The sequence below is a fragment of the Streptomyces sp. B21-083 genome (genome assembly GCF_036898825.1).
Taxonomy (GTDB): domain Bacteria; phylum Actinomycetota; class Actinomycetes; order Streptomycetales; family Streptomycetaceae; genus Streptomyces.
In genome coordinates this window covers 2,238,395-2,261,608 of sequence record NZ_JARUND010000001.1, presented here as the reverse complement: position 1 = coordinate 2,261,608, position 23,214 = coordinate 2,238,395, and the positions used below count along the sequence as shown (strand labels likewise).

22 protein-coding genes and 2 pseudogenes are annotated in these 23,214 nt (G+C 71.6%); 18 read left to right on the top strand and 6 right to left on the bottom strand.

All coding sequences use genetic code 11. The features are described 5' to 3' along the window. Nucleotides 1-10: 10 nt before the first annotated feature. Complete coding sequence (locus tag QA861_RS09895; RefSeq protein WP_334587857.1) at nt 11-1,684, bottom strand: AMP-binding protein; 1,674 nt, start codon at nt 1,682-1,684, stop codon at nt 11-13. A gap of 145 nt (nt 1,685-1,829) precedes the next feature. On the opposite strand from QA861_RS09895, the gene QA861_RS09890 reads away from it, so the two are divergent. Beyond that, nucleotides 1,830-2,978: an acyl-CoA dehydrogenase family protein gene (locus QA861_RS09890; RefSeq protein ID WP_334587856.1), complete on the top strand. Its 1,149-nt coding sequence runs from the start codon at nt 1,830-1,832 to the stop codon at nt 2,976-2,978. Continuing rightward, nucleotides 2,978-3,376: a RidA family protein gene (locus QA861_RS09885; protein ID WP_334587855.1), complete on the top strand. Its 399-nt coding sequence runs from the start codon at nt 2,978-2,980 to the stop codon at nt 3,374-3,376. The genes QA861_RS09890 and QA861_RS09885 overlap by 1 nt, the downstream gene beginning before the upstream one ends. A gap of 26 nt (nt 3,377-3,402) precedes the next feature. Here QA861_RS09885 and QA861_RS09880 read toward each other — a convergent pair whose 3' ends face one another. Continuing rightward, complete coding sequence (locus tag QA861_RS09880; protein WP_334587854.1) at nt 3,403-3,591, bottom strand: DUF5999 family protein; 189 nt, start codon at nt 3,589-3,591, stop codon at nt 3,403-3,405. A gap of 282 nt (nt 3,592-3,873) precedes the next feature. Here QA861_RS09880 and QA861_RS09875 point away from each other — a divergent pair, with 282 nt between their 5' ends. After that, nucleotides 3,874-4,341, top strand: a complete 468-nt coding sequence (locus QA861_RS09875; protein WP_334587853.1) for a DUF6299 family protein — start codon at nt 3,874-3,876, stop codon at nt 4,339-4,341. Nucleotides 4,342-4,381: 40 nt separating this feature from the next. Here the strand turns inward: QA861_RS09875 and QA861_RS09870 are convergent. Then, a pseudogene (locus tag QA861_RS09870) lies at nt 4,382-5,033 on the bottom strand (M24 family metallopeptidase); the annotation flags it as partial. Between the two features lie 65 nt (nt 5,034-5,098). Between QA861_RS09870 and QA861_RS09865 the strand changes: the two are divergent. The 7 genes from QA861_RS09865 to QA861_RS09835 all read left to right on the top strand — a co-directional run bounded on the left by QA861_RS09865 (nt 5,099) and on the right by QA861_RS09835 (nt 13,007). Next, nucleotides 5,099-6,271 carry an NAD(P)/FAD-dependent oxidoreductase gene (locus QA861_RS09865; RefSeq protein ID WP_334587850.1) on the top strand — a complete coding sequence of 391 codons (1,173 nt, stop codon included), beginning with the start codon at nt 5,099-5,101 and terminating at the stop codon, nt 6,269-6,271. A 50-nt stretch (nt 6,272-6,321) separates the two neighbouring features. Continuing rightward, complete coding sequence (locus tag QA861_RS09860; RefSeq protein WP_334587849.1) at nt 6,322-6,645, top strand: (2Fe-2S)-binding protein; 324 nt, start codon at nt 6,322-6,324, stop codon at nt 6,643-6,645. Beyond that, nucleotides 6,629-8,047 carry an FAD-dependent oxidoreductase gene (locus tag QA861_RS09855; protein WP_334587848.1) on the top strand — a complete coding sequence of 473 codons (1,419 nt, stop codon included), beginning with the start codon at nt 6,629-6,631 and terminating at the stop codon, nt 8,045-8,047. The genes QA861_RS09860 and QA861_RS09855 overlap by 17 nt, the downstream gene beginning before the upstream one ends. A gap of 98 nt (nt 8,048-8,145) precedes the next feature. Then, complete coding sequence (locus tag QA861_RS09850; RefSeq protein ID WP_334587847.1) at nt 8,146-9,045, top strand: dihydrodipicolinate synthase family protein; 900 nt, start codon at nt 8,146-8,148, stop codon at nt 9,043-9,045. Between the two features lie 54 nt (nt 9,046-9,099). Further along, a complete protein-coding gene (locus tag QA861_RS09845) occupies nt 9,100-10,101 on the top strand; it encodes a proline racemase family protein (RefSeq protein WP_334587846.1) in 1,002 nt (333 codons plus the stop codon). A 35-nt stretch (nt 10,102-10,136) separates the two neighbouring features. Continuing rightward, a complete protein-coding gene (locus QA861_RS09840) occupies nt 10,137-10,808 on the top strand; it encodes a GntR family transcriptional regulator (RefSeq protein ID WP_334587845.1) in 672 nt (223 codons plus the stop codon). 99 nt (nt 10,809-10,907) lie between these two features. After that, on the top strand, nt 10,908-13,007 hold the full coding sequence (locus QA861_RS09835) for an ATP-binding SpoIIE family protein phosphatase (RefSeq protein WP_334587844.1): 2,100 nt from the start codon (nt 10,908-10,910) through the stop codon (nt 13,005-13,007). Between the two features lie 26 nt (nt 13,008-13,033). On the opposite strand, the gene QA861_RS09830 is transcribed toward QA861_RS09835, so the two are convergent. Then, nucleotides 13,034-14,410 (bottom strand): lanthionine synthetase LanC family protein, encoded by a 1,377-nt coding sequence (locus tag QA861_RS09830; RefSeq protein ID WP_334587843.1) that lies wholly within the window; start codon nt 14,408-14,410, stop codon nt 13,034-13,036. A 134-nt stretch (nt 14,411-14,544) separates the two neighbouring features. On the opposite strand from QA861_RS09830, the gene QA861_RS09825 reads away from it, so the two are divergent. Continuing rightward, nucleotides 14,545-15,069: a MarR family winged helix-turn-helix transcriptional regulator gene (locus QA861_RS09825; RefSeq protein WP_334587842.1), complete on the top strand. Its 525-nt coding sequence runs from the start codon at nt 14,545-14,547 to the stop codon at nt 15,067-15,069. A gap of 52 nt (nt 15,070-15,121) precedes the next feature. Here the strand turns inward: QA861_RS09825 and QA861_RS09820 are convergent, their stop codons facing one another. Then, nucleotides 15,122-15,880, bottom strand: a complete 759-nt coding sequence (locus QA861_RS09820) for a DUF4142 domain-containing protein (RefSeq protein WP_334587841.1) — start codon at nt 15,878-15,880, stop codon at nt 15,122-15,124. 118 nt (nt 15,881-15,998) lie between these two features. Between QA861_RS09820 and QA861_RS09815 the strand changes: the two genes are divergently transcribed. From QA861_RS09815 to QA861_RS09795, 5 genes are all read left to right on the top strand, one after another. Continuing rightward, the gene (locus QA861_RS09815; RefSeq protein WP_334587840.1) at nt 15,999-16,541 is read left to right on the top strand and encodes a MarR family winged helix-turn-helix transcriptional regulator; all 543 of its coding nucleotides are present in this window, start codon (nt 15,999-16,001) and stop codon (nt 16,539-16,541) included. A gap of 147 nt (nt 16,542-16,688) precedes the next feature. Beyond that, nucleotides 16,689-17,306, top strand: a complete 618-nt coding sequence (locus tag QA861_RS09810) for a DsbA family protein (protein WP_334587839.1) — start codon at nt 16,689-16,691, stop codon at nt 17,304-17,306. Between the two features lie 86 nt (nt 17,307-17,392). Then, nucleotides 17,393-18,199 (top strand): MBL fold metallo-hydrolase, encoded by an 807-nt coding sequence (locus tag QA861_RS09805; RefSeq protein WP_334587838.1) that lies wholly within the window; start codon nt 17,393-17,395, stop codon nt 18,197-18,199. A gap of 2 nt (nt 18,200-18,201) precedes the next feature. Beyond that, nucleotides 18,202-18,618, top strand: coding sequence for a nuclear transport factor 2 family protein (locus tag QA861_RS09800; protein WP_334587836.1), 417 nt, complete (start codon nt 18,202-18,204; stop codon nt 18,616-18,618). Nucleotides 18,619-18,980: 362 nt separating this feature from the next. Then, nucleotides 18,981-19,874: an alpha/beta hydrolase gene (locus tag QA861_RS09795; RefSeq protein ID WP_334587835.1), complete on the top strand. Its 894-nt coding sequence runs from the start codon at nt 18,981-18,983 to the stop codon at nt 19,872-19,874. A gap of 188 nt (nt 19,875-20,062) precedes the next feature. Here QA861_RS09795 and QA861_RS09790 read toward each other — a convergent pair. Continuing rightward, nucleotides 20,063-20,343 (bottom strand): annotated as a pseudogene (locus QA861_RS09790) (hypothetical protein); the annotation flags it as partial. Nucleotides 20,344-20,442: 99 nt separating this feature from the next. Here QA861_RS09790 and QA861_RS09785 point away from each other — a divergent pair. Together QA861_RS09785 and QA861_RS09780 are read left to right on the top strand one after the other, a co-directional pair. Then, on the top strand, nt 20,443-20,586 hold the full coding sequence (locus QA861_RS09785) for a hypothetical protein (RefSeq protein ID WP_334587834.1): 144 nt from the start codon (nt 20,443-20,445) through the stop codon (nt 20,584-20,586). An 814-nt stretch (nt 20,587-21,400) separates the two neighbouring features. Further along, nucleotides 21,401-22,828, top strand: a complete 1,428-nt coding sequence (locus QA861_RS09780) for a non-reducing end alpha-L-arabinofuranosidase family hydrolase (protein WP_334587833.1) — start codon at nt 21,401-21,403, stop codon at nt 22,826-22,828. The last annotated feature ends 386 nt before the right edge of the window (nt 22,829-23,214 follow it).

Genomic DNA, 23,214 nt, shown 5'->3' with positions numbered 1-23,214 from the left:
TCGGTCAAGATCATTCGATGGGGGAGCGCAGCCGGAAGCGTTGGAGCTTGCCCGTCGCCGTCCGGGGCAGGGCGTCCAGGAAGACGATCTCGCGTGGACACTTGTACGGCGCCAGCTCCTTCCTGGCGAACGCGCGCAGCGCCTCCGCGTCCCGTCGCGCGCCCTCCTTGAGCACGGCGTACGCCACCACGACCTGCCCGCGCGCCTCGTCGGGCCGCCCCACCACCGCCGTCTCCACGACGTCCGGATGACGCAGCAGCGCCTCCTCGACCTCCGGGCCCGCGATGTTGTACCCGGCCGAGATGATCATGTCGTCGGCCCTGGCCACGTACCGGAAGTAGCCGTCGCCGTCCCTGACGTAGGTGTCCCCGGTGATGTTCCAGCCGCCCCGCACATACACGCCCTGGCGGGGATCGGCGAGATACCGGCACCCCACCGGACCGCGCACCGCGAGCAGCCCGGGCGTGCCGTCCGGCACCGGATCGCCGTTCTCGTCCTGCACGCGCGCGTGCCATCCCGGCACCGGCAGTCCGGTCGTGCCGGGCCTGATGTCCTGGTCGGCCGCCGAGATGAAGATGTGCAGCAGTTCGGTGGCCCCGATGCCGTTGATCAGCCGCAGGCCGGTGCGCTCGTACCAGGCCCGCCAGGTGGCCGAGGGCAGGTTCTCGCCCGCCGAGACGCAGCGGCGCAGTGAGCTGGTGTCATGGGCGTCCAGCTCGTCGAGCATCGCGCGGTACGCCGTAGGCGCGGTGAACAGCACCGACACCCGGTGCTCGGCTATGGCCGGCAACAACTGCTTGGGGCCCGCCTGTTCGAGGAGGAGGGCACTGGCCCCGGCCCGCAACGGAAAGACCACCAGACCGCCCAGCCCGAAGGTGAAACCCAGCGGCGGACTGCCCGCGAACACGTCGTCGGCGTTCGGCTTCAGTATGTGCCGCGAGAACGTGTCGGCGACGGCGAGCACGTCCCGGTGGAAGTGCATGCACCCTTTCGGGCGACCGGTGGTGCCGGACGTGAACGCGATAAGCGCCACGTCGTCGGCCGCCGTGTCCACATCGGGAAACGGGGTGCCGGGCACCGGACGGTTCAGCAGGTCGTCCTGGCCGTCGCCGCCGTACGTCGTGATCCGCAGCCCCGGTATCTGCGCCCCGGCGAGGTCGTCGAGGGCCCGGATGTCGCACAGCGCGTGCCGTACCTGGGCGATCTCGCACATCGTGCTCAGCTCCTGCGGGCGCTGCTGGGCCAGCACGGTGACCGCGACCGCGCCCGCCTTCAGCACGGCCAGCCAGCAGGCCGCGAGCCAGGGCGTGGTGGGGCCGCGCAGCAGGACCCGGTTGCCGGGGACGACCCCGAGATCCCGGGTCAGGACATGCGCGACCCGGTCGACACGGGTGCGCAGCTCGCCGTACGTCCACACCTCGCCGGCGGCGGTACGGAACGCCGGGCGCCCGGCGGCGGGGCCGCTCAGCAGCTCGGCCGCGCAGTTCAGCCGGTCGGGGTAGCGCAGCTCGGGCAGGTCGAGGCGGAGGTCGGGCCACTGGTCCGGGGGCGGGAGACGGTCGCGCGCGAAGGTGTCCACATGCGCCGAGGGGGCCCGCCGGGCGGGGTCGGTGCGCCTCTCGGGAACCCCGCCGTGCCCCGGGTGTCCGGGCTGCTTGGGGTGCCTGGTGTGCGTGGGGTCCATAGCGGTTCGCCCCCTTGCCGTGGTGGGCGTACTGGTGGGCCGGACCGGCCCTGCCAAAGGAGCGTATCGTGTTGGTGACGACAGTCAACGGTGCACGATATCGTCGGGGGGAGCCGCGACCGGCGGCTCGGAGGGAGGACCGGCGATGCCCGCATTCTCGCTCGAACCGGCACAGGCCGCCTGGTGTGCCGAGCTGCGCACGCTGGCCGCCGACCGGCTGCGCCCACTCGCCGAGAAGGGTGAACCGGGCCGCGTCAACCGCCCCCTCGTCGCCGAACTCGGCCGGCTCGGGCTGCTCTCCCGGCTGTTCACCTCCGGCGCGCTCGACCTGTGCCTGATGCGGGAGTCCCTCGCGCACGCCTGCACCGAGGCGGAGACCGCCCTTGCCCTCCAAGGCCTCGGTGCCCACCCCGTCCACGCCCACGGCACCCCGGCCCAGCGCGCACGCTGGCTGCCCCGGGTGAGCGAGGGCAGCGCGGTGGCCGCGTTCGCGCTGAGCGAGCCGGGCGCGGGCTCCGACGCGGCTGCCCTGTCCCTCACGGCCACCCCCGACGGCCCCTCCGGCTGGCGCCTCACCGGCGAGAAGTGCTGGATCTCCAACGCCCCCGAGGCCGACTTCTACACCGTCTTCGCCCGTACGACAGCGGGGGCGGGGGCCCGTGGAGTCACGGCCTTCCTGCTCCCCGCCGACCGGCCCGGCCTCACCGGCAGTGCCCTCGACATGCTCTCCCCGCACCCCATCGGGGCCCTCGCCCTCGACGCCGTACCGGTGACCGTGGACGATGTCATCGGCGAACCCGACCGCGGATTCCGGGTCGCCATGGGCACGCTGAACCTGTTCAGGCCGAGCGTCGGCGCCTTCGCGGTAGGCATGGCCCAGGCGGCCCTGGACGCGACCCTCGTCCACACCTCCGGGCGGGACGCGTTCGGCGGCAAGCTGAAGGACCTCCAGGCTGTCGCCCACCAGGTCGCCGACATGGCCCTGCGCACGGAGGCGGCCCGGCTGCTGGTCTACGCGGCAGCGGCGGCGTACGACGAAGGCGCCCCCGGTGTCCCGAAGCGCGCCGCGATGGCGAAGCTGCTGGCGACCGAGACCGCGCAGTACGTCGTCGACGCGGCCGTCCAACTGCACGGAGCGCGGGCACTGCGGCGCGGCCATCTCCTCGAACACCTCTACCGGGAGGTGCGGGCGCCGCGTATCTACGAGGGGGCGAGCGAGGTCCAACGGGCCGTCATCGCGAAGGAGTTGTACAAGAACATGGATGGGGACACGGATGGGGAGGCGGGTGCCTGATGAGTGCCGAGCGCGTCAATCCGGCCGGCCTCTCGCCGCCCGCCGGCTTCTCGCACGCCGTCGTCGCCACCGGCTCCCGGCTGGTGTTCCTCGCGGGGCAGACCGCGCTCGACGCCGACGGGAAGGTCGTGGGGGACACCCTCCCCGAGCAGTTCGAGCGGGCCCTCGCGAACCTGCTCGCCGCGCTGCGTGCGGCCGGTGGTGCGCCCGCCGACCTGGCGCGCGTCACCGTGTACGCCACGGATGTCGCCGAATACCGCGCCCAGGCCCCTCAACTCGGCGGTATCTGGAGGAGGTTGGCGGGACGCGACTATCCGGCGATGGCGGTCGTCGGGATCGTGCGGCTCTGGGACGAACGCGCCCTGGTCGAACTCGACGGGTTCGCGGTGCTGCCGTAGCGGGTCAGGGAGCCGGGGTCGTTCGTTCAGGCCGCGGTCGCCAGGCGGTGCGGGGCGACCACCCGGCCGTCGGGCAGCAGCTCGCCGGTGTCGTCGAAGACGATCGCGCCGTTGCACAGGAGGTTCCAGCCCTGCTCGGGGTGGAAGGCGACGATGTGCGCGGCGTCACGGTCGGGTCGGTCGACCGAGGGGCACGGCGGCTGGTGTGAACACATGGTGTGCCTCCGGATCGGATGCGGTGCTCGGGCTGTCGGTGCTCGGGTGTTCGCCTGCGATGGTTCCTTGCCACTTCTGACGATGCCCGTGCCGGGGCCCGGCGCCAAGTCGTGGTGAGGAAGCGTGACACCACGCGGACGTGCTGTGACACCACCCTGACATTCGGAAAAGATCCGCAAGCGTGGCAGTCGGAGCGCGCGACTCGCCGACGAAGGGGTGATGATCACGCGCGTGGGCGCCTGGGACCAGTACCTGTGGACTCCCCCCAAGGAGGTTTCCCCATGTCACTGTCCTTCGCGCCGTCCTTCCCGGCCTTCTCGTCCCTCTCCCGTGCCGCGGCCGTCGTCGCCGGCGCCGTGCTGCTGACTGTGGCCCCCGCCGTGACAGCGGCCCAGGCCGCGGACGAGGGCTTCGACCAGGTGACCGTCGAATCCGGCAGCATCACGCACGACGGCGAACTCACGCTCGCCGGCAGCTACCGCTGCCTCAACCCCGCAGGCGACTCCGTCCGCGTCGCCGCCTCGATCGAGCGCGGCGAGAACGTCTGGTACGGCATGGACAGCATCCCCGCGAGCTGTGACGGCTCCTGGCACCAGTGGTCGAACACCAAGGCCACCGAGCCGGGCGCCTACCGGCCCGGCCCGGTGCGGGTGAAGACCAGCCTGGTGGAGTTCCGCCGCTCGGGCTTCATCCCGATGCCGACCGTCCACGCGGAGCGCATCCAGGAGGTCGTCCTCACGGAGGTCTGATCCGCGCTCGGCCCCACGGGCCCCCGGGGGCCGGCTGGTGCTACGCGCCGGTCAGCCCCCGCATCCACGACTCGACCTCGCCGGACGTACGGGGCAGCCCGGCCGACAGGTTCTCGTGACCGTCCGCCGTCACCAGGATGTCGTCCTCGATACGCACCCCGATGCCCCGGTACTCCGCCGGCACCGTCAGGTCGTCCGGCTGGAAGTACAGGCCCGGCTCGACCGTGAGGATCATGCCGGGTTCCAAGGTGCCGTCGACGTACGACTCGGTGCGCGACCTGGCGCAGTCGTGCACGTCAAGGCCGAGCATGTGACCGGTGCCGGCCATGGTGAAGCGGCGCTGGAGAGGCAGCTCGTACACGTCCTCCGGGTCGCCCTCCAAGAGGCCCCACTCGACGAGTTTCCCGGCCAGGTACCGCTGGGCGGCGACATGGAAGTCCCGGTAGGCGGCACCGGGCTTGACCGCCCTGATACCGGCTTCCTGCGCCTCGGACACCGCGTCGTAGATCCTGCGCTGGAGCGGGGAGAAGGTGCCGCCGATGGGGAGCGTGCGGGTGACGTCGGTGGTGTAGAGGGAGTTCGTCTCCACGCCAGCGTCGAGCAACAAGAGGTCACCCGGGCGGACTTGGCTTGCCCTCAAGTCGGGCGCGGCGGAAGAAGGTTCCCTCGATCCAGCGCTCCGAGGTGGCGACGGTCGGGCGGCGGGTCGAGCCTGGGCGCCCTTGGCGGGGATGGGAACATGTGACATTGTACTGATGTGAGCAAGCGACTGACCTGCGATGTTGTGGTCATCGGTGCCGGAATGGTCGGCGCCGCCTGCGCCCTGTACCTCGCTCGGGCGGGCCTCGGGACCCTCGTCCTCGACCGGGGACCGGTGGCCGGCGGCACCACCGGCGCCGGTGAGGGCAACCTGCTCGTCTCCGACAAGGAGCCGGGGCCCGAGCTGGACCTCGCGCTGCTCTCCGGCCGCCTCTGGAACGACCTCGCCGCCGAACCCGGTATGGGTGGCGCCGTCGAGTTCGAGGCGAAGGGCGGGATCGTCGTCGCCTCCGACGCCGAAGGCATGGCCGCGCTGACCCACTTCGCCGCCGGACAACGGGCGGCGGGCGTCGAGGCCGAGACGGTCGACGCCGGCCGGCTCGCCGACCTGGAACCACACCTGGCCCCCGGCCTCGCGGGCGGCGTCCGGTACCCGCAGGACTGCCAGGTGATGCCCTCCCTCGCCGCCGCCCAGGTCGTCCGGGCCGCCCGGCGGGCCGGAGCCGAACTGCGCACCGGCACGGCCGTCACGGACATCCTGCGCGCACCGGACGGCTCCGTGCGCGGCGTACGGACGGCGGGGCTCGGCGACATCCACGCCCCGGTCGTCGTCAACGCGGCCGGCACCTGGGGCGGCGAGGTCGCCGCGCTGGCCGGGGTGCGGCTGCCCGTGCTGCCACGCCGGGGCTACGTCCTGGTCACCGAACCACTGCCGCCCGGCACCGTCCGGCACAAGGTGTACGCCGCCGACTACGTCGCCGATGTCGCCAGCGGTGACGCCGGGCTCCAGTCGTCCGCGGTGGTCGAGAGCACGCCCTCCGGCCCGGTGCTGATCGGGGCCAGCCGTGAACGGGTCGGCTTCGACCGGACCTTCTCCCTCCCCGTCGTGCGCCGGCTGGCCGCCCAGGCGACGGCCCTCTTCCCCGTCCTCGGCACGGTCCACGCGATGCGCGCCTACCTGGGCTTCCGCCCCTATCTGCCGGACCACCTGCCGGCCATCGGGGCGGATCCCCGGGCGCCGGGGCTCTACCACGCGTGCGGACACGAGGGCGCGGGGATCGGGCTCGCGGTCGGTACGGGCCACCTGATCGCGCAGTCGCTGACGGACCGGACACCCGACCTCGATCTGACGCCGTTCCGCCCGGACAGGTTCACCGGCGGGGAGCAGTGAGGACGGTGAAGAGGCCGACGAAGGTGGGACAGGTGAAGGAGGCGAAGCGGGTGAAACAGGTGAAGAGAACGACTCCGCTGGAGCTGGCCCGGGCCCGGCCCGGACCTCCGTTCACCGTCACCGTCGACGGGGACGAGACCGACGCACTGCCCGGTCAGACCGTCGCCGCCGTGCTCTGGTCGGCGGGCATCACCTCCTGGCGCGACACCCGGGGAAGCGGTGCGCCGCGCGGGATCTTCTGCGGCATCGGGGTCTGCTTCGACTGCCTGGTCACCGTCAACGACCGCCCCAACCAACGGGCCTGCCTCGTCCCGGCCGCGCCCGGCGACGCGATCCGCACCCAGGAGGGCACCGGCCATGACGAACTCGCCTAGCGCGTCGTCGCTCGCGGTGGTCGGCGCGGGTCCGGCGGGCCTCGCCGCCGCGCTCACGGCGGCCGACCGAGGTGTACGGGTCGTACTGCTCGACTCGGGCACGCAGGCCGGCGGGCAGTTCTACCGGCAGCCCGCGCCCGCGCTGAGAGCACGCAGGCCGCAGGCCCTGCACCACGCCTGGGGCACCTGGAAGAAGCTGCGGGACCGGCTGGCGGCACATGTCGCGGCGGGCCGGATCCGGCACCTGGCGGACCGTCATGTGTGGTTCGTGGAAAGGGAGTTCGCGGGAGGTGGCGGCTTCGGCGTGCACGCCCTCCTGGGCCCCGGGCAGACCGGGTCGCAGACCGTCACCGCCGACGCCGTCCTCCTCGCCACCGGCGGCTACGAGAAGGTGCTGCCCTTCCCCGGCTGGACCCTCCCCGGAGTGATCACCGCGGGAGGAGCACAGGCGATGCTCAAGGGCGGCCTCGTCCTGCCGGGCCGTACGGTGGTCGTCGCCGGGACCGGCCCGCTGCTGATGCCGGTCGCGGCCGGCCTCGCCGCGGCGGGCGCCGAAGTCGCCGCGTACGTCGAGTCCACGCACCCGGCCGACTTCGTACGGCACCCGGCGACGCTCGCCGCCAACCCGGCGAAGGTCGTCGAGGCCGCGCGGTACGCGGCCCAACTGCTGCGTCACAGAGTGCCGGTGACGGTACGTCACACCGTCCTCGAGGCGCACGGCACCGACCGCGTCGAGGCCGTCACCGTCGCCGCCCTGGACACCCACGGCCGGGTGCGGCCGGGCACCCGGCGGCGGATCGCCTGCGACACCCTCGCCGTCGGACACGGCATGCTCGCGCACACCGACCTCGCCGAGACCCTCGGGTGCTCGATCGACGCCACCGCCGACCCCTTCGTCGTCACCGACGCAGAGCAGCGCACCGACGTCGACGGTGTCTGGGCGGCGGGCGAGGCCACCGGCATCGGGGGAGCGGCGCTCGCGCTGGCCGAGGGCGAGATCGCCGGGCACTCGATCGCCGCCCGGCTGAAGGGAACCGAGCCACCCCTCGCCGCCTGGGCGACGGCCGCCCGGACCCGTACCCGGCTGCGGAAGTTCTCCGCCGCCCTCGACACCGTCTACGCCCCGCCCGCCCACTGGGCGGAACAGGTCACCGACGACACCGTCGTCTGCCGCTGCGAGGAGGTGACGGCGGCGGAGGTCCGTGAGGCGGTGGGGGAGTTGGGGGCGACGGATCTGCGCACCGTCAAGCTGCTCACCCGGGCAGGTATGGGGTGGTGTCAGGGGCGGGTCTGTGCGAGCGGCGTCGCCGGGGTCGCGGGCTGCCCTGTCGGGCCGGCGAAACGGCCGTTCGCGCGGCCGGTTCCGCTGGGTGTGTTGGCACAGGAGCCCGAACGTCCATGAGGTCCAAGTCGTCTGCGGGGCCGTTGTGGCTGGTCGCGCAGTTCCCCGCGCCCCTATAGGGCGCTTCCCTAACCCGGATTCCGAAAGCTGAGGCACCCATGAGTACCCCTGCCCCCACCCCCGTCTGGCGAGGCGTTCTCGTCGCCACCGCATTGCCGTTGAACGACGATCTGAGCGTCAACTACGCCGCGTACGCGGACCATTGCCGCTGGCTCGTCGAGAACGGCTGCGACGGCGTCGTACCGAACGGCTCGCTCGGCGAGTACCAGGTGCTGACCGCCGAGGAGCGGGCGAAGGTCGTCGAGACCGCTGTCGGCGCGATCGGCGGAGACCGGGTCATGCCCGGTGTGGCCGCCTACGGCTCCACCGAGTCCGGCCGCTGGGCCGCGCAGGCCAAGGACGCCGGCTGCGCCGCCGTCATGCTGCTGCCGCCCAACGCCTATCGTGGCGACGAGCGTTCGGTGCTCGCGCACTACGCCGCCGTCGCCGAGGTCGGTATCGACATCGTGGCCTACAACAACCCGATCGACACCAAGATCGACCTCACCCCCGAACTGCTCGCCAAGCTGCACGCGGCCGGACACATCAAGGGTGTGAAGGAGTTCTCCGGGGACACCCGGCGTATCTACCAGATCCAGGAACTCGCCCCGGAACTCGATGTGTTGATCGGCGCCGACGACGTCCTGCTGGAGCTGGCCACCGCCGGAGCGGTGGGCTGGGTCGCCGGCTACCCCAACGCCCTGCCCCGGGCGACGGTCGAGCTGTACCGCGCCGCGGTGGCAGGCGAGCTGGCCACCGCGCTGCCGCTCTACCAGCAGCTGCACGCCCTGCACCGCTGGGACTCCAAGGTCGAGTTCGTGCAGGCGATCAAGCTGTCGATGGACATCGTCGGCCGGCACGGCGGTCCGGTCCGCCCACCGCGTATGCCCCTGCTGCCGGAGCAGGAGAAGGCGGTCCGCGAGGCCACCGAGAAGGCCGTCGCCCTCGGCCTCGGCTGAGCCGGCGGCCGGCCGACCCGCGTTGACCCGAGTGAACCTGAGAGGATCGCGATCATGCGCAGCAAGCTCGTCATGCACGCCGTCGACTCGCACACCGAGGGCATGCCGACCCGGGTCGTCACCGGCGGGATCGGCACGATCCCCGGCGAGACGATGAACGAACGCCGGCTGTGGTTCCGCGAACACCGGGACGACGTACGGAACTTCCTGATGAACGAGCCACGCGGCCACCCCGCCATGAGCGGGGCGATCCTCCAGCCGCCGACCCGGCCCGACTGCGACTACGGCGTGGTCTACATCGAGGTCTCCGGCTATCTGCCGGTGTGCGGCCACGGCACGATCGGCGTGGCGACCGTACTCGTCGAGACCGGCATGGTCCCGGTCGTCGAACCGGTCACCACCATCCGCCTGGACACCCCCGCCGGGCTCGTCGTCGCCGAGGTGGCGGTGGAGAACGGCGCGGCCAAGGCCGTCACGATCCGCAACGTACCTTCGTTCGCAGTGGAGTTGGACCGCAAGGCGACCCTTGCCGACGGCCGCACGGTGACGTACGACCTCGCCTTCGGCGGTAACTTCTACGCCATCCTGCCCCTCGACCAGTTCGGCCTGCCCTTCGAGCGGGAGCGGAAGGACGACATCCTCGCCGCCGGACTCGCCCTGATGGACGCGATCAACGCCGACAGTCCCCCCGTACACCCCGAGAACCCGACCATCAGCGGCGTCCACCACGTCTACCTGGCGGCCCCCGGCTCGAACGCCGCCCGCTCCCGGCACGCGATGGCCATCCACCCCGGCTGGTTCGACCGCTCGCCCTGCGGCACCGGGACCTCCGCCCGGATGGCCCAGCTGCACGCACGTGGTGAACTCCCCCTGCACCAGGACTTCGTGAACGAGTCCTTCATCGGCACGTCGTTCACCGGGCGGCTCGTCGAGAGCACGGAGGTCGCCGGGCGCCCGGCGGTGGTGCCCACGATCACCGGCCGCGCCTGGATCACGGGCACCGCGCAGTATCTGCTGGACCCGGACGACCCGTTCCCGGCCGGGTTCGTACTCTGAACACCGCACGAACCGAGATCCACCCAGGAGAACCCATGGCCGCTCAGCGCACCGGGCCCGCCCTGCCCAGCATCGGCGGGTCACGGCCCAGCTACCGGGCGAGCGTCGCCGACGCGCTCCGGGCCGCGCTCGTCGCCGGTGAACTGCGGCCCGGCGAGGTCTACTCGGCGCCCTCGCTCGCCGCCCGCTTCGGCGTCTCGGCGACCCCGGTGCGCGAAGCCATGCTCGACCTGGTGAAGGAGGGCGTGGTCGACCCCGTACCCAACAAGGGTTTCCGGGTCACCACGGTCTCCGAGCGGCAGCTCGACGAGTACACGCACATCCGGTCGCTGATCGAGATCCCGACCACCGTCGGCCTCGCCGCGACCGCCGACCCGGCCGACCTGGAGGCGCTGCGCCCGCACGCGGAGGAAAGCGTGGCCGCGGCGGACAGCGGCGATCTCATCGCCCACGTCGAGGCCGACCGCCGCTTCCACCTCGGTCTGCTCGCCCTGGCCGGCAACCAGCATCTGGTCGAGGTCGTCGGCGACCTGCGCGCCCGGTCCCGGCTGTACGGGCTGACCGCGCTGGCCGAGCGGGGCCTGCTGAAGTCCACCGCCGAGGAGCACCTGGAGATCCTCGACGCGCTCCTCGCCCGGGACACCGAGCGCGTACGGACCGTGATGACCCGGCACCTCGGCCATGTCCGGGGCGACTGGGCCCACTGAGCCGCCCGGCCCGCACCGCGCCGGGCGTACGCGAACTCACCGTGCGCGTTCGGACGTGTTCGGTTGTTGCCGTCCGGGCCGGGGGAGGACACTGGATCCATGGCCTCCGCACGCGCTGACGACGACCATCAAGGCGGATCCGACCTGGTGGAACAGGCCGTCCAGCAGGCGACGTTCTCGATGTCCGTCTTCGACATCGAGCAGCGGTACCGGCGGCTCAACGCCGTGGCCTGCCAGGTGATGGGCGTCGAGGAGGACGTGCTGCTCGGCCAGGTCTTCCCGTACGGAGTACCGGCGGACGTCGAACAGCTCGGCATGCTGGCCGCCCTGCGGAACGTGGCCGAGACGGGCAAGCCCACGCACTACGAGAGCTTCACGCGGGCGCCCTCCGGGATCCGCGAGCACGCCTGGAACCTGGAGCTGTGGCCCGTCCGGGACGCCTCGGGCGAGGTGTGCGCGGTCGGGATGGCCGCGTTCGACAGCAGCGAGCAGCACTGGGCGCGGCAGCGGCTGGCGGTGCTCGACGAGGCGGCCGTGTCGATCGGCACCAGCCTCGACCTCGACCGTACCGCCCAGGAACTCGCCGACCTGGTCGTTCCCCGGTTCGCCGACTTCGCCAGCGTCGACCTGCTGGAGGCGGTCATGCGCGGCGACGAGCCCGCCGACGCCGGCCCGGACGGCGAGGTCGTCCTGCGCCGCCTCGCGCACGCCACGGGGACGGACCGTCGGCCCGGGGCCGTGCTCGGCCCGGGCGCCACCGACACCTACCCGCCGTACTCCCCGCCCGCCCGCGCCCTGCGCACCGGGCAGGCCGTGCTCAGCCACAGCGGGGCCCCCGACTTCGACCGGTGGATGGCGAGCGCGCCCGTGCGGGCCGAGAGCCTGCGCGGAATCGTCGTCACCTCGCTGGTGGCGGTGCCGCTCATCGCGCGCGGGACGACGCTCGGCGTCGCCGTCCTGCTGCGCACCCGGCCCGACGTCTTCAACGAGGACGACTACGTCCTCGCGAAGGAACTGGCGAGCCGCGCCGCCCTCTCCGTCGACAACGCCCGCCGCTACACCCGCGAACGCGGCACCGCCCTCGCCCTCCAGGAGAGCCTGCTGCCGCGCGGTCCCTCCCGGCAGTCGGCGGTGGACGTCGCCTCCCGCTATCTGCCCACCGACTCGACGGCCGGCGTCGGCGGCGACTGGTTCGACGTCATCCCCCTCTCGGGCGCGCGCGTCGGCCTCGTCGTCGGCGACGTGGTCGGCCACGGCATCCAGGCGTCGGCGACCATGGGCAGACTGCGTACGGCGGTCCAGACGCTCGCCGACGTCGACCTCCCGCCCGACGAACTCCTGGCCCACCTCGACGACCTGGTCCTGCGCCTCGCCGCGGACGACGACAGCGCCACCGGCGGCGACCGGGTGGCCGTCGGCGCCACGGGGGCGACCTGTCTGTACGCGGTCTACGACCCGGTGTCCCGCGAGCTGACCGTGGCCAGCGCCGGCCACCCGCCACCCGTGCTGGTCATGCCGGACGGCGAGACCCGCGTGGTGGACGTGAGCGTCGGACCGGTGCTCGGGGTCGGCGGGCTGCCCTTCGAGACCACCGAGGTCCAGCTGCCGGAGGGCACCCTCGTCACCTTGTTCACGGACGGGCTGGTCGAGGCGGCCGAACGCGACCCGGACCTCGGAATCGCCCTGCTCGCTCGGACCCTCGCCGCCGGTCACAGCACGGGAGCCTCGCTGGAGGACCGCTGCGACAAGGTCCTGGCCGCCCTCCTGCCGACGACGCGACCCGGCGACGACGTCGCCCTGGTGCTGGCCCGTACCCGCGCCCTGGACGCCGGCCAGGTCCGCGTCTGGGACCTGCCCGCCGACTTCGAGGTGGTCGCCGAGGCCCGCAGACGCGCCGTCGCCCAGCTGGAGCAGTGGGGCCTGGACGAGGCCGCCTTCGTCACCGAACTGGTCGTCAGCGAACTGGTCACCAACGCGATCCGCTACGGCGCCGACCCCATCCAGCTCCGGCTGATCCACGACCGTACGCTCATCTGCGAAGTCTCCGACGGCAGTTCCACCTCACCGCACCTGCGCCGGGCCAGGATCTCCGACGAGGGCGGCCGGGGCCTCCTCCTGGTCGCCCAGCTCACCACCAGCTGGGGCACCCGGCACACCAGGAACGGCAAGACGATCTGGGCGGAACAGGCGCTGACCTGAGCGTTCCAGCGGTTCACCGAGGACGCTCAGGACACGGCCGTACCGCCCGCGACGCGCAGCCGCTCCGGCACCGCCCACCACTGGTCCGGCCGGTCCACCACCACCGCCTCCGGCCCGATGTCGAGGAACCGGGCCAGCCGGAACAGATACGCCGCGATACCCGCCGCGCCCTGCATCCACGCGGTGCCCGGCGGCAGCAGCGGGGACTCCTGACGGTATTCGACGAACCGCCAGCGGGCGCCCGCCCCGTCCCTGACGGCCCGCTCCACCAACGCGTCGCCCATCACCCGGGCCGCCCGCACCAGGGCCTTCGCGGTGTCGGCGTCCGCACTGTCCTGAGCCGCGTCCAGGAGTACGTCGCCCACGCCCGCCGTGCCGCAGCAGCGGCCGTCGTTGTCCCAGAAGCCGGGGCGCAGCCGCCGCGGGACACCCGAGGTGAGGATCGAGGTCAGACAGCGCTGCCGCAGCTCACCCACGTCCAGCCCCGACACCTTCGTGACGCCCGCGTGCGCCAGCGCCGAGAACAGGTGCGAGGTGCCCGCCGGACCGTGGCACCAGGTGTACGTCACCGGCTCGACCTCCCGCCTCGACGGCGGGATCGTGTGCGGAACGACGAAACCACCGTCTTCCAGGGAGCCCACCGACAGGACGTGCCGGGCTCCCTGGACGGCCGCCTCGACGAAGTCCTCGCGGCCCAGCGCGGCCCCCGCCACGGCCAGCGCCGAGGCCACTCCGGCGGTGCCGTGCGAGTAGTTCGGCGCCCGCGACCCGGTGGCCGCCCCGATGCCCCAGTCCAGGCCGGCCTCCGTCCGGTGCGCCACCCGCAGCAGCGCCTCGCAGCCCGTCGTCGCGATGGACTCCGCGTGTTCGCCGCCCGCCCAGACTGCGGTGAGCACCACGCCCGCGGTGCCCATGATGATGTCGTTCAGCGGCGCGTCGGAACACGCTTCGAACTCGACGGTGGTCCGCCAGCCGTCGGGGGCCGCCAGCTCGGCCAGCCGCCGCAGCGCTACCGACTCCGTGCCCGGTGCGAGCAGCCGCAGCGCCGTCACGTCTCCGGCGAGACCGTCGTACAGCGAGGGTTCCGTCCGGGTCCGCACCGCCGCCGACAGTCTCGTCACGATCCCTGTCGCCAACGACCGCTCCCGGTCGGTGGGTTCGCGGTGCCGGGCGATCTCGGCCAGCACGGGGGCCAGGCCCCCGATCCCTCCGTACAGGCTGTCGCGGTCCTTCGCGGGTACGGGGTCCGGACCGCCGTCCGCCAGGTCCTCGGACACCGTCTCCGGCAGCCACGGCCCGTCGTCCTCGCGGATCTGGTCCAGCACCCACGACCAGGCGGCCTCGCCCAGTTCCCGGTACCCGTCGGATGGGTCGATCGCGTCACTTGAGTCGTCGTCCGGCACCCGGAAACGCTACAACCACCGGATCACGCGGGACCACCGCCGGTGGTCATGCCCCGCCGCTTCGGTCACGGGTGAATGGCAATCTGTTCCCCACGTGGGCGGGAGTGGTCACTTCGGCACGGTAGAAAGGACCCATGGCGGACCGCGAGACCCCCGCAGGGGACATGGACGATGTTGACGCGGTGACCCGTGCGGTGCTGACGGCGTCACGGCTGCTGGTGGCGGTCTCCGCCCGGTCCCTCGCCGCGGTCGAGGAACGCGTGACGCTTCCGCAGTTCCGGATGCTGGTCGTGCTGTCCACCCGCGGGGACACCAAGCTGGTGACGCTCGCCGACCAGCTCCAGGTGGCCCCGTCCACCGCGATGCGCATGGTCGACCGGCTGATCGCGGCAGGCCTCGCCGAGCGGCACCTCAACCCCGACAACCGCCGTGAGACCCAGCTGGGCCTCACCGAGGAGGGGCGGCGCACCGTCGAGGACGTCACGGCTCGGCGGCGGACCGAGATCTCCGGGATCGTCGCCCGTCTCGCCCCCGCCCAGCGGGCGGCGCTCGTCGAGGCGCTCACCGTGTTCACCGAGGCGGGCGGCGAGCCCCCGGCCCCGGCGACGGACGACACGGAGCCGCACCCGCTCGGCTGGGTGGACACCGTGATCGTCTGACACCGTCACCGGCACGGGAGATCCCCGTCCGGAGTCTCCCGGCCCGCGTCGTTCAGCCCGCTGTCGGCGCCGGAGTGGGCGGGCCGGTGGGCGCGGGGGCGGCCGTGCGGATGTTCAGGTCGGGGCGCGGGGTGAGCGCGACGATCGGTGCGCCCTGCTGGGGCGGCGGCGGGGTCGTGTTGTCCTTGGGCAGCTTAGGTGGCGTGCTCTGCTGGAAGTTGACCTGGTCGATGTTGACCAGACCGGTGTTCTCCAGCACGGTCATGTGGTCGAGAACGGTGTCGTTGGCCAGGTCGGCCAGGGCACGGACCATGGAGTTCCGGGTGGTGGCACGGGTCTTGGCGATGACCGGGAAGATCTGCCCGTGCGTCACCCGCATGATGGTGACGGCGGTGGAGTCGAACTCCTTGCCGGTGGCCGCGTCGGCGGTGGCCACGAACTGCTGCTGTTGCGGCGACGCCAGGTTGGGCAGCACGACTCCGAGCTCCGGCGCGATCTTGCGGCACATGTCGTCGAGTCCGGCGTGACCGACGATCAGATGCTTGCCGGCCTCCCTCATCTCCGGGGTCGTGCCCCGCTCCATCGCCATCTCGCCCAGCGGGTACTCCCACAGCCCCGCCGCCCGCACCTTCACCACGAAGTCCCGGTCGGCCTCGGTCAGCGGGCCGTACCGGGTGTTGGCGATGACACGGTCCGGTGAACTCGTCGTGGTCTGCACCCCGACCATGGCCGGGTAGGCCAGCGCGGTGAGGGTCAGCCCCAGAGCGCCGAACACGAAGATGTTCCCCGCCTTTTTGGCCGAGATGGGCATGGTGCCTCCTGAGGTGAGCGGCTCGTACGCCAGGAGGTACGGGAGCGAGGAGGGATTCAATCATTGCGCAGGGTAAATTTTGCACTCTGCCAAATCTAGGACGCGGGATGATCGGTGGATGGGAGCTGTGGAGGGCGAGAGCGGCGGTCGTGGTGGCGGTGCCGGCGGGGCTGAGCGGGCGGAGATCTCGTCGCCGCGCGAGGCCGCGAACAACGCGCTGGTGCTGGCGTTCGGGCGGTTGCAGGGCGCCGCGAACCGGTTGGAGTACCTCCTCGGCCGGTCGCTGGAACAGGAGTGCGGCATCAGTCACCTGATGTTCGAGGTGCTGCTCATCCTGGGGCGCGCGGGCAAGCCCGGGCTGTCCATGCGGGCCGTCGCCCAGGAGCAGGTGCTGACCACGGGCGGTGTGACCCGTCTCGTCGACCGGATGGTGGCGGCCGGACTGGTCGAGCGGGCCGAGGACCCGGACGACCGGCGCGGCCGGCTGGTGCGTCTGACCGGGCTGGGGGAGGAGACCGTGGTGCGGGCGTCCCGGCTGCACGTCGAGAACATACGCCGCTACTTCGTGGCGCCTCTGCCGCCCGAGGACTGGGAGCGGTTCACCGAGGACCTGCGCATCCTCAGTCACTCGGCGCGCGACGAGCTGCCGCGCCTGCCCTGACCCGGCGGGTGCGGGTGGGGCGGGCGGGGGTATGACGGGCGCCACATGAGGGAGACAGGTGCGGGGAAATATCTGACACGTCAGTTACTGTTTCCTCAGGCGAAGCGCTCGCACCAGGTGGGCGCCCCACCCCTGCCGAGGTCCCCCATGAAGCTCGTCTACGCGTTCGACGCATACTGCGGCTGGTCGCACGGGTTCTCCGGAACCCTGAGCGAGATCGTCTCCCGCCACCCGGAGATCCCGGTGGAGGTGGTGTCCGGCGGTCTGTTCACCGGCTCGCGCCGGGTGCCGATCAGCCAGTTCGGGTACGTCCAGGGTGCCAACGCCCAGATCGCCGAGCTGACCGGTGCCGAGTTCGGTGGGGCGTACGAGGATCTGATCGCCGACGGTTCGTTCGTGATGGACTCGGAGGTCGCCGCCCACGGGGTCGCCGCCCTGCGCGAAGCCGCCCCCGCCCGTGCGGCTGAGCTCGCGATCGCGCTGCAGCGGGCCTTCTACGTCGACGGCCTCAGCCTCTCCGACCCGGCGACCTACCGGAAGGTCGCCGAGACGGCCGGCCTGGACGCCGACGCCGTGGTGGCCGCCTTCGAAGGGCCCGGGGCGCGGGACGCGGCCGGAGTCGACTTCCACCGCGCCGCCTCGCTGGGCGTCACCGGCTTCCCGACCCTCCTGGCCGTCGACGGCGACCGTGTCACGGACCTGGCCCGGGGCCACGCCACCGCCGACGAGGTCGACCAGCGCCTCGCGACCCTTCGTACCCCCTGAACCTCCCCGTCCCCACTGTCCTTCGCATCCCCCTCACCCCCACCCCCTTCACCACCCTCAACCCCCTTACCCGCAAGGAGCTTTCGATGAGTGCCCTGTCCTTCAAGGTCCTGGACCTGGATTTCCCGGCCGGCAGCAAGAACAAGACCGCCACGCTCGTCACCGGTGAGAACGAGGCGCTGCTGGTGGACGCCGCGTTCACCCGCGCGGACGGCCACCGGCTCGCCGCGGAGATCCTCGACTCGGGCAAGACGCTGACCACGGTCTTCGTCAGCCACGCCGACCCCGACTTCTACTTCGGCGCCGAGGTGATCGCCGACGCGTTCCCCGACGCGACGTTCGTGGCCACCCCGATCGTCATCGAGCACATCCAGCACTCCTACGAGGGCAAGCTCAAGGCATGGGCCGCCCTCGGTCCCAACCTGCCCGCCCGGCTGGTCGACCTCCAGCCGCTCACCGGTGACCTCACGCTGGAGGGTCACCGCTTCGAGCTGAAGGGCGGGACCCCCGCGCTGCCCGACCGCCACTACCTGTGGCAGGCCGAGTCCCGCACCCTCCTCGGCGGCGTCCTGCTCTTCCAGCAGGAGCACGTCTGGGTCGCCGACACCGCCATCCCCGACGACCGCGCCGCCTGGATCGACCTGCTCGACGAGATGGCCGCCCTCGCCCCTCGGCTGGTCGTCCCCGGCCACCGCCTGCCCGGCACCCCGGCCGACGCGACCGCCATCTCCGCCACCCGCGAGTACCTGGTCGCCTTCGAGGAGGAGCTCGGCAAGGCCGCGGACGGCGCGGCGCTGACCGAGGCGCTGGTCAAGCGCTACCCCGACAACGGCATGCTGATCGCCGCTCAGATCGGTGCGAAGGTCGCCAAGGGCGAAATGAAGTGGGGCTGACCATGACCGTCTCCGAGTTCGCGGCCTCGACGGGTCCGGCCGACGTCGTACGCCGCCAGTACCTGGCCTCCGCGGCAGGTGACCTGGCGGCCCTGCGGGCCACTCTCGCCCCCGACGTGGAGTGGACGGAGATGGCCGGCTTCCCGCTCGCCGGCACCTACCGCACGCCCGAGGGCGTCACCGCCAACGTGATGGAGAAGCTGGGCCAGGACTGGGACGGCTGGGCCGCGCACGACGACACGTACGTCGTCGATGGCGAGAACGTCGTCGTCCTCGCCCGCTACACCGCCGCCAACAAGGCCACCGGCAAGCCGGTCGCCGTCCGCGTGGCCCACCACTTCGTCGTACGCGGTGGACTCATCGTGCGCTTCGAACAGTTCGTCGACACGGCCCTTGTCCGGGACGCCATGACGGACTGACGTGCCGGCCCCGCCCGTCGCCGTCAGGGGGCAGCGCGTCGATGCGGGCCTCGGGGGCTCCCTCGGTCGTGGTCGTGGTCGTGGTAGTGACCGTGCCGCTGACGTCTCGGGTGAGGACGTCGGCGGCGGTCGCGGCCTCGACGGCCTGCTGGAGCCGGGCCGCACATTGCCGACCGTTGCCGGTTCCGGGCATCGGCCCGCGATGCCTGGGTTCACTCTCCTGGGTTCACGGAGAGGGGTGCACGGGCGGGCGAGTGGCATGCGGCGAGGCCGGTTCCCGTCTCCCCATTGCGCGATGCGGGAGGAGCGTTCATTATCAGGAATCCTGATAGTTCAACGTTGTAGTGATGGGTGACCGAGCCATGCCATTCAGCCCCGGAATCCAGGCACGAGCGATCCAGCTGCTGCTCGGCCGCGTGATGTCCCGTGTGCACAAGGACCTGCGCTTCACCGACATCCCGAAGCGCACCGAGGTCCTCCGGGTGGAGACCGGTGCCGGCCCGGTGACCTGCACCGTCTACCGTCCGCCGGCCGGCGCCGAGACCCCCGCCCCCGTGTACGTCAACCTCCACGGCGGCGGCTTCGTGATCGCCCGCCCCGAACAGGACGACCACATCTGCCGCTACATAGCGGCCAAGGCCGGCTGCGTCGTGATCAACGTGGACTACGCGGTGGCCCCGCAACGTCGGTTCCCCGCGCCCGTCACCCAGGCGTACGACGTCACCGCGTGGGTCGCCGAGAACGGTGAGGCCCATGGCTGGGACGGCTCGCGACTCGCCGTGGGCGGACACAGCGCCGGGGCCAACCTGACCGCCGCGGTCTGCCGCACGGCACGAGACCGCGGCACCTTCACGCCCCGGCTCCAGCTCCTCGACTCGGGGCCGTTCGACCAGGTCGCCGACCCGGTCACCAAGCCCTCGCCCATCGCCAAGCCGCTGCTCACACCCCAGCTCATGCGGATCTTCACCGCCGCCTACGTCCCGGACCCCGCGGACCTCACCCATCCGCTCGTCTCACCCGGACTCGCCGACGACCTCGCCGGACTGCCGCCCGCCCTGGTCATCACCGCGCGGAACGACCGGCTGCACGACGAGGGCGCCGCCTACGCGAAGGCCCTGGAGGCCGCCGGCGTCCCCGTCACCCACCGCGTCTTCGAGGGCGTCGACCACTACTTCACCCACACCGGCCCGGCACCGGAAGGGAAGGAGGCCATCGACCTGATGGCCACCACCCTGCGGACGGCACTGAGCGCCTGACACCGGTCGGCCGCCGTCGCGTGGAGCCCCGCCCGTCAGTTGAGTCACCCCACTCCCGGGTGAGTCCTGGCTGGGCGAGGGCTCTGGCGGACGCACACCGACGGCCGACTGCTTTCCCGCGTACTCATTCCTTGCGCTCTCGGCGCTCTTGCTCTGATCGCCGGCAGATACGTCTCGCCCAGAAGTGATCAGTCAACGTGCGGATCATCGGTTTCTTCGAGGAGACGGGCCGCGAGGTCGGCGGCCCGCTGAAGGCCCAAGCGCGGAGTGCGCTGATGGTGGCGTCACTGAGCCCGTAGGCGCCGAAGGCTTCGTCGTCAGTCCACTCGGCGCCCGTCAGGTTCGACTGCGGATTTTCGCGCTCGAAGCGGCCACGAGCGTGCCGGCGGCCGAACTCCTCGAGCGCGGCATTGGTCCAGCGGCGGGACGCCGCGAACACGTCGATCAGGTCGCGGGGTGCTCCGTGGTCGCGAGGGCACGTGGTGACACGGCCCTCGCGCCCCGCAGCCAAGGTGGGCGCCATGCCGAGGCTTGCCTCCACCAAGGCATCGACGGCTTCCTGATTGCCGTGCTCGGCAGCACGCCGGAGCGCACGTACGGTGACGCGTCAAGCGCGGGCTGTGCCCGGCAGCGCGCCCATCGCACACTCCGCGCCGGCACCTCGGTGATCGGCTGGGCCTCCGCCGCGCAGCCCGGCCGTTCGAGCGGCTGACCTGCGGAGTTTCGTTACTCAAGCCTTGTGGATGATCGGCGTTGCTCGAACCGTGTGAGAGGTATTGACGCTGTTCACAGATTCCCTATGATCCAGAAGGCTCGATATTTCGACCTATGTTCGGTATTGCGAACAAGTCGGGGTCGGTCCTGGCTTGCTCTTCCACCACGCCGCGAATCGAGACGATTCCGGCCGCTGCCGCTGCCCGCACTCGACCGTACGAGGAGAGGTATGAACGCTCAGACGCTTCGGCCGTCGCCGGGTCCCGGTCCTGTGCCTGTCGGCCGCGACCGTCCTGGTGACGCTATGACCGTGACGGGCTCACCCGCGCTGTCCGAGCGGCCCGGACGGGACAGCGAACACGGCCGACGACCTTATGGAGGGAGCCGCGTGGCAGCACCATCCCTTCACCCGGCTCGGTGACGCCCGATGCCCTCTTCAGGAGGGCACGGCAGGCCGTTGAGCCGTTCGATTCCTCAGCTCCGTCTCGCTCAGGGGATCCCCTGGACGATCCAGTCGGCACCGTCCCGCGAGGACCCCGGTCTCGATCGGAGCTCGAACGGACCGCGCCGTGCGGGGGTCACCGCACGGCGGGCTCGCACCACGACGATCAACGTCCGCGCAGCCCGGTGCCTTTCGCGCCAGCCCGAAGACGCGGCCCTCCACCGGTCTTGTCGGACGACCCGCAGGACCGGGAAGCCGCAAAGGGCAGACCCGGTGCCCACGCGTCACTGCGAACCGCACGCATCGAAAGTCCGGACACCCTCTGACGGGGCCCACCGGAACCGCTCACTCAAGGGACGACGAGGTCCTCATGCGCAGACGAATTCTCAGCCGCCGGCACCTGTCCGGAGTGCTCGCCGCCGTGATCGCGGCCCTGGTCACACTGGCGGCGACGCTCGTCGCCGGCCCGGCTCAGGCGGCCACCACCAGCGCCGTGCGCGGTGTTGCTTCAAACCGGTGTCTCGACGTGCCGGGCTTCAGCCAGACCGATGGCACAGGCCTGCAGATCTGGGACTGCACAGGCGGGACCAACCAGCAGTGGACGTTGACGGACAGCAACCAGCTGACCGTCTACGGCAACAAGTGCCTGGACGTTCCGGGTCACGCCAACACGGCCGGGACCAAGGTGCAGATCTACACCTGTAACGGCGGCACGAACCAGCAGTGGCGGGCGAACGCCGACGGCACGATCGTCGGCGTGGAGTCCGGGCTGTGCCTGGACGTCTCGGGTGGCGGTACGGCCAACACCACGGCGGTGCAGCTCTGGACCTGCAACGGCGCCGGCAACCAGAAGTGGACCGGCCTGGCCACGACCTCCTGCTCGCTTCCGTCGACGTACAACTGGACGTCGACCGGTGCGCTGGCGCAGCCGGCGAACGGGTGGGCCGCGCTGAAGGACTTCACCACCACGACGTACAACGGCAAGCACCTGGTGTACGCGACGTACTCCGACGGCAACTGGGGCTCGATGGGCTTCAGCCCCTTCACGAACTGGTCCGACATGGCGTCGACCACCCAGACCAAGATGAACCAGGGCGCGGTGGCGCCCCAGTTGTTCTACTTCGCGCCCAAGAACATCTGGGTGCTGGCCTCACTGGGTTGGGGCACCAACTGGACCTTCACCTACCGCACGTCCAGCGACCCCACCAACCCCAACGGCTGGTCCGCGCCGCAGAACCTGTTCACCGCCAGCTTCCCCGCCGGCGAGGGCGGCGTCCCGATCGACCCGACCCTGATCGCCGACGGCCAGAACATGTACCTGTTCTTCGCCGGTGACAACGGCAAGATCTACCGGGCGAGCATGCCGATCGGAAACTTCCCGGCCAGCTTCGGCTCGTCGTACACGACGATCATGAGCGACACGGAGAAGAACCTGTTCGAGGCGCCGCAGGTCTACAAGGTCCAGGGCCAGAACCAGTACCTCATGATCGTCGAGGCTCGGAGTGCTTCCGAGCAGCGCTTCTTCCGCTCGTTCACGGCCTCCAGCCTGGACGGTACGTGGACCCCGCAGGCCGCCACCGAGTCCAACCCCTTCGCGGGCAAGGCCAACAGCGGTGCCACCTGGACCAACGACATCAGCCACGGTGACCTGGTCCGCAACAACCCCGACCAGACCATGACCGTCGACGCCTGCAACCTGCAACTCCTCTACCAGGGCAGGACCCCCAGCGCACCTGGGGACACCACCCCCTACGCGCTGCTGCCGTACCGGCCGGGCCTCCTCACCCTGAAGCGCTGACCCGCCGGATCCACGGTGACCACGACGGGGTGCGGTCCGCCAACCCGTAGACGAGCGGTCTACGCCGTGGACGACTCCACCTGCTGACCGATACGCACCACGTTGAGAAACCCCAGCCGCACGCCGGCTGGGGTTTCTCTGCTTCGTGTGCCTCGTGCGCTTTGTGCACTTTCGCGGCAGCGGCCTCGGGACGACACCACGTGAGGGCGAGCATCGGGGGCAGCAAAGGTGTTCGATGACCCCGTCGCAGGCGAACTCGAACTCACCCTCGACTGCCACCGCCGCACACCCGGTACCCGCGTTCGTGGTGCGCGGCCATGGAGCCCGGCGTAGGCGCAAAGTCCCGGAGAAGTCCCACAGCTGCCGCCACACCCTCTCCTCGACCC